9 protein-coding genes and 1 pseudogene are annotated in these 9,581 nt (G+C 73.9%); 6 read left to right on the forward strand and 4 right to left on the reverse strand.

Annotated elements, in window-relative coordinates:
* Together J0670_RS19905 and J0670_RS19910 are read right to left on the reverse strand one after the other, a co-directional pair.
* Window positions 1–692, reverse strand: a pseudogene (locus J0670_RS19905) (CbxX/CfqX); the annotation flags it as partial.
* Between the two features lie 411 nt (window positions 693–1,103).
* Window positions 1,104–1,682: a uridine kinase gene (locus J0670_RS19910; RefSeq protein WP_207812990.1), complete on the reverse strand. Its 579-nt coding sequence runs from the start codon at window positions 1,680–1,682 to the stop codon at window positions 1,104–1,106.
* A gap of 286 nt (window positions 1,683–1,968) precedes the next feature.
* Here J0670_RS19910 and J0670_RS19915 point away from each other — a divergent pair, with 286 nt between their 5' ends.
* A complete protein-coding gene (locus J0670_RS19915; protein ID WP_207812984.1) occupies window positions 1,969–3,132 on the forward strand; it encodes an acyl-CoA dehydrogenase family protein in 1,164 nt (387 codons plus the stop codon).
* A 119-nt stretch (window positions 3,133–3,251) separates the two neighbouring features.
* Here J0670_RS19915 and J0670_RS19920 read toward each other — a convergent pair whose 3' ends face one another.
* Window positions 3,252–3,737 carry a hypothetical protein gene (locus J0670_RS19920; protein ID WP_207812985.1) on the reverse strand — a complete coding sequence of 162 codons (486 nt, stop codon included), beginning with the start codon at window positions 3,735–3,737 and terminating at the stop codon, window positions 3,252–3,254.
* Between the two features lie 228 nt (window positions 3,738–3,965).
* Here J0670_RS19920 and J0670_RS19925 point away from each other — a divergent pair, with 228 nt between their 5' ends.
* The 5 genes from J0670_RS19925 to fxsA all read left to right on the forward strand — a co-directional run bounded on the left by J0670_RS19925 (window position 3,966) and on the right by fxsA (window position 8,634).
* Window positions 3,966–4,406: an Lrp/AsnC family transcriptional regulator gene (locus tag J0670_RS19925; protein WP_045694655.1), complete on the forward strand. Its 441-nt coding sequence runs from the start codon at window positions 3,966–3,968 to the stop codon at window positions 4,404–4,406.
* Between the two features lie 31 nt (window positions 4,407–4,437).
* The gene (locus J0670_RS19930) at window positions 4,438–6,078 is read left to right on the forward strand and encodes an amidohydrolase (RefSeq protein WP_207812986.1); all 1,641 of its coding nucleotides are present in this window, start codon (window positions 4,438–4,440) and stop codon (window positions 6,076–6,078) included.
* Window positions 6,079–6,121: 43 nt separating this feature from the next.
* A complete protein-coding gene (locus J0670_RS39980; RefSeq protein WP_279383041.1) occupies window positions 6,122–6,247 on the forward strand; it encodes a hypothetical protein in 126 nt (41 codons plus the stop codon).
* Between the two features lie 112 nt (window positions 6,248–6,359).
* Window positions 6,360–8,000, forward strand: a complete 1,641-nt coding sequence (gene lnt / locus J0670_RS19935; RefSeq protein ID WP_207812987.1) for an apolipoprotein N-acyltransferase — start codon at window positions 6,360–6,362, stop codon at window positions 7,998–8,000.
* Between the two features lie 55 nt (window positions 8,001–8,055).
* Complete coding sequence (gene fxsA / locus J0670_RS19940; RefSeq protein WP_207812988.1) at window positions 8,056–8,634, forward strand: FxsA family membrane protein; 579 nt, start codon at window positions 8,056–8,058, stop codon at window positions 8,632–8,634.
* A gap of 161 nt (window positions 8,635–8,795) precedes the next feature.
* On the opposite strand, the gene J0670_RS19945 is transcribed toward fxsA, so the two are convergent.
* Window positions 8,796–9,170 (reverse strand): RNA polymerase-binding protein RbpA, encoded by a 375-nt coding sequence (locus tag J0670_RS19945; RefSeq protein ID WP_207812989.1) that lies wholly within the window; start codon window positions 9,168–9,170, stop codon window positions 8,796–8,798.
* Window positions 9,171–9,581: the final 411 nt, after the last annotated feature.

The following is a 9,581-nucleotide window of genomic DNA, read 5'->3' on the forward strand; positions in this document are numbered from 1 at the left end:
ATCGCCGCCAGCCGCGCCGCGGTGTCCATGAACGCCGGGTCCGCCCGGTGCACCGCCCGGTACAGCGGCAGCGCCGCAGCGCTGCGCCCGGCCCCCTCGTACGCCCGCGCCAGCCAGTACCGCAGTTCCTTGCGCTGCGGCTGCTCGGAGCGGCAGCGCGCCAGCGAGGCGGCCAGCGGGGCCTGTGCCTGCGCGCACATGTCCAGCCGCACCCGGGCCATGCCCGCGAACAGTCCGGCCTCGATGCCGAGCAGCGGGTCGTCCAGCAGGCGGTCGGTGTCCCGGATCAACTGCTCCCAGTCCTTGAGGAGGTAGGAGCGGCAGGCGTACAGGAACTGGGCGGACGGGTCCTCGCCGGGCGCCGGGCACTGTTCCAGCGCCCGGTCCAGCTCGGCCAGATGCCGGCCGTCCAGCCAGTGCGAGGCGTGCGCCAGGGCGAGGTCGCGGGCGTCCTCCAGGACGGGCTGCACCCACCAGCCCAGCCAGTACCAGGAGCTGAGCGGGCGTCGGTGCAGGCGGCGCTGCTCGCCGAAGCGCTGCTGGTGGTGGTACATGGCCAGCAGTGCGGCCGAGGTGTCGCTGCGCAGCGCGTGCAGGCCGAGCCAGGCGTCGGCCATGCCCGGGTCCAGCCGGACGGCCGCGCGGAACTCCTCCTCGGCCCGGGTGTAGGCGCCCGCCGTGTACGCGTCCATGGCGCGCAGCCAGGCGCGGTCGGCGAGCCGGTCCGGGCCGCCCGCCGTGCTGTCGGAACTTTCCACCGTCGTCACTCACGCCCCCCGCGGTGTGGCCCGGGGCCCGGCCGGCGGATCGCCTGCGCGCAGCCGGGCCGGTGGTCGGAAGCCCCCGGGGCGCATATGCGCCTACCGGGAATCGTACCGGCGTGGCGCTGATCCGGAAGGGTGCCGCAGGGAGTCAAATGCGATGGCGCGAGCGGGCCTTGAGCCTTCGGTTGGCTGAAACGCCGTGGGCGGAGCGCCCTGCGGAGGGGGACCGGGCGGCGCCCCCGGCTCACGGGGGAACAAGCCGGGGGCGCCGGGTCCGAGGCAACCGGAATCTTCCGTTCCGGTGGCTGAGGAGAACCTAGGTCCTGGCGATGCCGCAGGTCAAGAGCTAGTTGAAGATTCACCCACAGTGGCCGGGATGATTCGCCCGGTCACCCCGTCGACCCTCGTCGCGGCGTACGGACGGCTCGGGTCGGCGGCGAAGTGCGCCGCCTCGGCGCGGGCCCAGCCGGCCCAGAACCCGGCCAGTTCCGGCCCGTCCCGTCGTTCGCCCCGGCGTCGCGCCGAGACGGCGTCCAACTCCATCCAGACGACCCGGGCCAGCTGTGGCCGCAGCTCCCGCCGCCCCGCACCGACCCCCTCGACCAGCACCACCGGGGCGGCGGGCACCGTCGCGGTGCCCGCGAAGCGGCGCAGCGTCCAGTCGTACACCTGGTGGACGGCGTCCCGGCCCGCCGCCAGCGGCACCAGCACCTGCTCGCGCAGCCGTCCGGTCCACCCGAAGAACTCGCTGTGGGTGGCCAGGTCGTCGAGGTGGACCACCGGCGCCCCGCCGAGCGCCGCCGCCAGCCGGGCGGCGAAGGTCGTCTTGCCCGAACCCGCGTGCCCGTCCACCGCGACCAGTCGGACCGGCCCGCAGGTGGGCGGCAGCGCGCGCAGCTCCGCCGCGAGCGTGCTCAGCTCCGCCGCGAGCGTGCTCGGGGCGTCGCCGGACGCGGTCGGGCGAGGGGCGGGGAGAGTACCGAAAACAGCCACAACGTCAACCCTACGGTGCCGTAGTCCACCACTACGGACAGATGATCTGCCCAGGTCGTGACGGCAGCGCGGGTTTCGGGCATACTCGCTTCGCCAGGCCTGTGAACGGCCGTTCACCGCAACCCGGTGCCGGTCGGGCCGACCTGCCACACCCGCGCCGGACCAGCCGACCACCCCGGCCCGGCGCCCGATCGAGGAGGCGACCGCCGCCATGACCCCGTCCCCCGTGAAAGCCGTGGAGCGCCAGCTGCCCAGCGAGGAGGCCCGTGAGCTGCTGAGCCTCACCCGGGACCTCGTCCAGCGCGAGTTGCAGCCACGCGCGGCGGAGGACGAGGCCGCGGACCGCTTCCCCCGGGAGGTCTTCCGCACCCTCGGCGAGGCCGGCCTGCTGTCCCTCCCGTACGACGAGAAGCACGGCGGCGGCGAGCAGCCCTACGAGGTGTACCTCCAGGTCCTGGAGGAGCTCGCGGCCGGCTGGCTGGCCGTCGGCCTCGGCGTCAGCGTGCACACCCTGTCCTGCCACGCGCTGGCCACCTTCGGCACCGACGAGCAGCGCGAGCAGTGGCTGCCCGGCATGCTCTCCGGCGCGCAGCTCGGCGCCTACTGCCTCTCCGAACCGCAGTCCGGCTCGGACGCGGCCGCCCTGCGCACCCGAGCCGACCTCGACGGCGACGACTACGTGGTGAACGGCACCAAGGCCTGGATCACCCACGGCGGGCGGGCCGACTTCTACAGCGCCCTGGTGCGCACGGGCGAGGACGGCCCCAAGGGCATCAGCTGCCTGCTCGTCCCCGGCGACCAGCAGGGCCTGTCGGCCGCGCCGCCGGAGCACAAGATGGGCATGCGCTCCTCACCGACCGCCCAGCTGCACTTCGACGGCGCCCGGGTGCCCCGCGAGCGGCTGATCGGCGAGGAGGGCCAGGGCTTCCAGATAGCGCTCGCCGCCCTGGACTCCGGCCGCCTCGGCATCGCCGCCTGCGCGATCGGCGTCGCCCAGGCCGCGCTCGACCTCGCGGTCGACTACGCGCGCACCCGGCGCCAGTTCGGCCGCCCGATCGCCGACTTCCAGGGCCTGTCGTTCATGCTCGCGGACATGGCCACCCAGATCGAGGCCGGGCGCGCGCTCTACCTGGCCGCGGCCCGGCTGCGGGATGCCGGCCGGCCGTTCTCCAAGGAGGCGGCGATGGCCAAGCTGTTCTGCACCGACACCGCGATGCGGGTGACCACCGACGCCGTCCAGGTGCTCGGCGGCTACGGCTACACCCAGGACTTCCCGGCCGAGCGCTTCATGCGCGAGGCCAAGGTGCTGCAGATCGTCGAGGGCACCAACCAGATCCAGCGTCTGGTGATCGGCCGCCACCTCACCAAGGGCTGACGCCCTCCCGAAGGTCTGACGCCTTCCCCGCTACGGCCTCCGGCCGTCACTCCAGGGTGCGGAGTGACGGCCGGAGGTTTTCGCTGACGTGGCGTCAATCTGCCTGCGGGCTGCGGAAGTCAGCGCCGCACGAGGCGCCGGCGCTGCTCCGGCAGGACCGGCACGGCCGACCGTGCGGCCGGGGCCGCAGCCGCGGGAACGGTCACCGAGGCGTGCACCGGGCGCTGCACCAACGCGTGCGAGAACGGCTGGGTGCGCCAGTCCAGCCCGCTCGGGAGCTTGAACAGCGCGTCGAACCCGGCGGGTTCGGCGTCCGTCGAGGCCGTCACCTCCGCCAGGTCGTCGGTCGGCGCGCCCGAGCCCGGGCAGATCGCGGGGGCGAAGGGGTTCCAGGCGGTGGGCAGCAGGGCGTGCTGCGGCAGCCGCTCCTCGTCCGCGACCAGGGCGATCGGGCGGCGGCACTCGGGGCAGTGGACCCGGAAGATGTCCCAGATCTCGGCCTCGCCGGGGTCGTAGCCCGGCGCGTGGTCGGCCGCGAGATCGTCGCGGCCGGTCATATCGTCGGTCTCGTCGGCGCCCAGCACGCGCTGGTCGGTAGCAGGCATGAGGATCCCCCTAGGATCGGGCCCGGCGTGGTCGTCCAGGGCCACAACCAGCACTTCCCTGCGATTCGGGCTCATAACCCTGCGGCCCAGTGCACCGTGATGCACCGGGTGTGTCCTTGGCCACACCACCCGCCACATTCACCTGGCACTTGCCCGCCTGACACCTGCGGTCTCTCCCCGTGCCACCGCGTGCGCCCCCCGTGCGCCGACCGGGTAGGTTTGCGCACTGTGGAGGATCTCGACCAACGCATCGTCCAGCTGCTCCTCGAAGACGGCCGGATGAGCTACACGGACCTGGGCAAGGCCACCGGCCTGTCCACCTCGGCGGTGCACCAGCGCGTGCGCCGCCTCGAACAGCGCGGGGTGATCCGCGGCTACACCGCGATCATCGACCCCGACGCCGTCGACCTGGCGCTGACCGCGTTCATCTCGGTCAAGCCCTTCGACCCCAGCGCCCCGGACGACACCCCGGAGAGACTGGCCGGCCTGCCCGAGATCGAGGCCTGCCACAGCGTCGCGGGCGACGAGAACTACATCCTCAAGGTCCGCGTCGGCGCCCCCGGCGACCTGGAGGACCTGCTCGCCCGCATCCGCAGCGCCGCCGGAGTGTCCACCCGCACCACCGTGGTGCTCTCCACCCCGTACGAGGCCCGACCCCCGAAGCTCTGAGCCCGAACCGGTGAGGTGCAGACTTGTCGCCATGACCGAACGCACCCTCCCTCCTTGCCCGCCCTCGGACAGGAGGGGCCCCCGGACCGTCCTGCTGCGCGGCGGCGCCGTCTACAGCCCCGCCGACCCCTTCGCCACCGCGATGCTCGTGGAAGGCGAGCACATCGCCTGGGTCGGCAGCGACGGCGCCGCCGAGGCGTACGCCGCCACCGCCGACGAGATCGTCGAGCTGGACGGCGCCCTGGTCACCCCCGCCTTCGTCGACGCCCATGTGCACGCCACCTCCACCGGACTGGCGCTCACCGGCCTCGACCTCACCGGCAGCCCCTCGCTGGCCGCCACCCTCGCGGCCGTCACCGCCTTCGTCGACGCCCAGCCGGAGCCCGGCGGCGTGCTGATCGGCCACGGCTGGGACGAGTCCGGCTGGCCCGAGGGCCGCCCGCCGACGCTCGCCGAACTCGACGAGGCCGCCCGCGGCGCCGCGCTCTACCTCTCCCGCACCGACGTGCACTCCGCGCTCGCCACCAGCGCCCTGCGCGCCCTGACCGAGGGACTCGCCGAGCGCCCCGGCCACGACGCCGAGGGCCCGCTCACCAAGGACGCCCACCACGCCGTCCGGCAGACCGCGCTCGCCCGCCTCACCCCCGAGCAGCGCCGCCGCGCCCAGCGCGCCACCCTGGCCCGCGCCGCCGAACTCGGCATCGGCGCCCTTCACGAGTGCGCCGGCCCGGAGATCTCCTCCGAGCAGGACCTGACCGCCCTGCTGGCCCTGGCCGCCGAGGGCGACGGGCCCGAAGTCTACTGCTACTGGGGCGAGTTGGGCGGAGTCGAGACGGCCCGCCGGCTCGGCGCGGTGGGCGCCGGCGGCGACCTCTTCGTGGACGGCGCGCTCGGCTCGCGCACCGCCTGCCTGCACGCCCCGTACGCCGACGCCGAGCACACCGGCACCGCCTACCTGACCGCCGAGCAGGTCGCCGAGCACGTCGCCGCCTGCACCGAGGCCGGGCTGCAGGCCGGCTTCCACGCCATCGGCGACGCCGCCGTCGCGGCCGTCATCGAGGGCGTCCGCGCGGCCGGCGAGCGGGTCGGCACCGACCGCGTCCGCGCCCTGCGCCACCGCGTCGAGCACGCCGAGGCCCTGGACGACAAGGCCATCGCCGCCTTCGCCGAGCTCGGCCTCACCGCCTCCGTCCAGCCCGCCTTCGACGCCGCCTGGGGCGGCCCGGACGGCATGTACGCGCAGCGCCTGGGCGCCGAGCGGGCCGCCGCCCTCAACCCGTACGCCGCCCTGCTGCGGGCCGGTGTCCCGCTGGCCTTCGGCTCGGACGCCCCGGTCACCCCGCTCGACCCCTGGGGCACCATCCGCGCCGCCGCCTTCCACCGGACCCTGGAGCACCGGATCTCGGTCCGTGCCGCCTTCAACGCCCACACCCGCGGTGGCTGGCGCGCGATCGGCCGCGACCAGGACGGCGTGCTGGTCCCCGGCGCGATCGCCAACTACGCGATCTGGGCCGCGGAGGAGCTGGTCGTCCAGGCCCCCGACTCCCGGGTGGCCGGCTGGTCCACCGACCCGCGCTCCGGCACCCCCGGCCTGCCCGACCTCACCCCCGGCCGCGACCTGCCCACCTGCCTGCGCACGGTGGTCCGCGGCCGCACCGTCCACGAGCGGTGAACCCGAGTGAAGCGGCGGCGCACCTGCCCGTAGGTTGACCACCATGACGACCGACCCGCTGGTGCCCGCCGACTTCACCGTCCCGCGCGAGCTGCTCGCCCCGGAGTTCCGCCTGGAGCCCCTGGGCGAGCACTGGCCGCTCGGCGAGGTCCGCTACACCGAGCGCTGAGGGCCCGAGGCAGGCGCCACCACCCTGACCTCACGCCCCACCGGCCGTCCGGGGTACCTTCTTCGCACAGCGTCCGAACAGCAAGCCCCAGGAAGATGGTGCGCCGGTGGCCATGCCCGTCACCCAGGAGCGGTCCGGGACCGGTTCCGAGTCGAAGGACCCGGCCCCCACACCAGGCCGCACCGCCCGGGCGCTCGCCAAGGTCCGCGCCGGACTGCCCCGCACCGGTCTCGCCGTCCTGTCCGGACTGCTGCTCGCGCTCGCCTTCCCGCCGTACGACCTCTGGCCGCTGTCCCTGCTCGGCGTCGCCGCGCTCTCGCTGCTCACCCGGGGCCGCACCGGCCGCCAGGGCGCCTGGACGGGCTTCGCCTTCGGCCTGCCGTTCTTCCTGCTGCTGCTCAGCTGGCTGAGGGTGGTCGGCTGGGACGCCACGATCGGCCTGTCCGTCATCGAGTCGCTCTTCCTCGCCCTGCTCGGCAGCGGCCTGGCCGTCACCTCCCGGCTGCCCGGCTGGCCGTTCTGGGTGGCCACCCTGTGGGTCACCCAGGAGTGGGCGCGCGACCGGCTGCCGCTCGGCGGCTTCCCCTGGGGGCGGCTTGCCTTCGCCAACACCGCCACGCCGTACACCCCGCTGGCCGCGATCGGCGGCGCGCCGCTGGTGACCTTCGCCGTCGCCCTCTCCGGCGCCCTGCTCGCCTGGGCCGCGCTGCGCCTGCGCGGGCCGGGCCGGGCTCCGAAGGCGGCCGCGCTGGCGGCGCTCGGCGCGGTGGCCGCGCTGCTGGCCGGGTACCTCGTCCCGGTGCCCACCTCCGCGGCCGACACCGTGAAGGTCGCCATCGTGCAGGGCAACGTGCCCAACCCGGGCATGGACTTCCTCGGTCGCCCGATGATGGTCCTCAACAACCACGCCTCGGCCACCGAGCGGCTGGCCGCGGACATCGAGGCCGGCAAGGTCCCGCGCCCCGACATCGTGATCTGGCCGGAGAACTCCTCCGACCTGGACCCGTTCAGCGACCCGCTGGCCCGCCAGCGCATCGACGAGGCGGTCAAGGCCGTCGGCGTGCCCACCCTGGTCGGCACCCTGGTGGACGGCCCGGACGCGCAGCACGTCCAGAACGAGGGCATCGTCTGGGACCCGCAGACCGGCCCCGGTGCCTCCTACACCAAACAGCACCCCGTCCCCTTCGGCGAGTACGTGCCCTTCCGCGCCCAGCTGATGAAGGTGATCACCCGCCTCCAGCGGGTCGCCCGGGACTTCTACCCGGGCGACCACAACGGCGTCATGCAGCTCGGTCCGGCCCGGATCGGCGACGTGATCTGCTTCGAGGTGGCCTACGACGAGATCGTCCGCGACACCGTGGACAGCGGCGCCCGCGTCCTGGTGGTCCAGACCAACAACGCGACCTACGCCAAGACCGGCCAGCCCGAGCAGCAGCTCGCGATGAGCAGGCTGCGCGCGGTCGAGCACGGCCGGGCCGTGCTGATCGCCGCGACCAGCGGCATCAGCGCGGTGATCGCCCCGGACGGCACCGTCGAGCAGCGCACCGAGGAGCTGACCCCGGCCCAGCTGTCGGCCACCGTCCCGCTGCGCGACGGCACCACGGTGGCCGACCGGATCGGTGCCGCCCCGGAGTGGACGCTGGCGATCGGCGGCCTGCTGGCCTGCGGCGCCGCCGTGCTGCTCGGCCGCCGCCGGAATCCCTCCGCCGGAACACCGGTCGAACGGGAATCGTTGGACCAGGTGGTGCCGTAGCCGGCCCGGACCTCCCGTGCGGCGTGCAGAGCACCGCTTGGAGTGGATTCGTACCGTGACCCAGCAAGCTACCCCCACCCGTCCGGTCCCGCGCAGCAGGCTCCGCCGGGTGCTGCCGCTGCTGATCACCGCCTGGCTGGTGCTGGAGATCTGGCTGCTGGTCCAGGTGGGCTCGTGGCTGGGCGGCCTGACCGTCCTGCTGCTGCTCATCGCCGGCGCGCTGATCGGAGGCTCGCTGATCAAGCGGGCCGGACTGAAGGCTCTGTCGGCGGCCATCGAACAGAGCAAGAACCCGCAGTCCCAGCAGCCGCAGACCGGAACCAGCATGACCGTGCTGGCCGGGCTGCTGCTGATCGTCCCCGGCTTCCTGTCCGACCTGGTCGCGCTGACCCTGCTCTTCCCGCCCACCCGGGCGCTGTGGCGGGCCGTCGGGCGCCGGGTCGCGGACAAGGCGCTGCGCAGCACCGCCGCCGCCGGGGCGGCCCCGTTCGCGGACGCCGTGCGGCTGCAGGAGCAACTGCGCATCCACCGGCCGGACGGCAAGGTGATCCAGGGCGAGGTGGTCGACCCGGAGGCGGGCCCGCGCGGCCCGCAGGGCCCGGACACCACCTACCGTCCGCCGATCACCGGCTGAGGAACGGCCGGCTGAGAAGCGGCTCGCCGGGCACAACGGCTGTGGGCCGCCCTTCCCGGGCGGCCCACAGCCGTTCGTACGGTCCTCGGACAACGCGAAAGGGACCCTGGTGGCCAGGGTCCCTTTTCGCGTCCTCCCGCTCGCGGCGGGAGCGAGGTGTGTCAGGCGCTCTTGCGGGTGTCCCGCGGGTGCACCGCGAGGTTCATCCCTCCGGAGCGGAGCACGGCCAGCCGCTCGGCCAGCACCTCCTCCAGCTCCTCGCGCGTCCGGCGCTCCATCAGCATGTCCCAATGGGTGCGCGTGGGCTTGACCTTCTTCTCCTCCGGCTCGTCACCGTCGAGAAGCACCGCCTCCTGGCCGCAGAAGCGGCATTCCCAGGTCGCGGGGATCTCCGCCTCGACCGAGAAAGGAACCTCGAAACGGTGTCCGTTCTGACATGCATACTCGACGGTCTGGCGGGGAGCCAGATCGATACCGCGGTCGGTCTCGTAGCTAGTGGCCCCGAGTCGCGTGCCGCGGAGAGCTCGCTCGCTCATGAATCGTGCCTCCCGGGCTTATGGCCCACAGGACTAGTGGTCGCTGTTCTTCGTCGTTCGGTCAACGCTCGGCTTCCGACGAAGATTCCCGTCCCGGGACATGCGTCGTCTGTCGTGCCGCCCCTGTTTGTACCCATCGGCGCCCGATTTGTCACATCTGGCCGCTGATATCACCCCAGGTGTCACCTATTTCACATCTGGTGATCGGTCGGCCTTTCCGTGCCGAGCGTACCGGGGCGGGATTCGACGGCCTTCGCCGACCCCGGTTCCGCAGTGCCGCGGGGCCGGCCGCGGAAGCGCTAGGAGATCGGTCGGGAACGGATCATCGGCTCGGTCTTGGCGAGGTCGACCGGGTGCGGCTCCCGGGCCCCGTCGGCCGGGACGACGGGCGGGTGGTCCGGGCGGGGCGGC

It is taken from the genome of Streptomyces sp. FH025, from assembly GCF_017427025.1.
In the GTDB taxonomy this organism is placed as follows: Bacteria; Actinomycetota; Actinomycetes; order Streptomycetales; family Streptomycetaceae; genus Kitasatospora.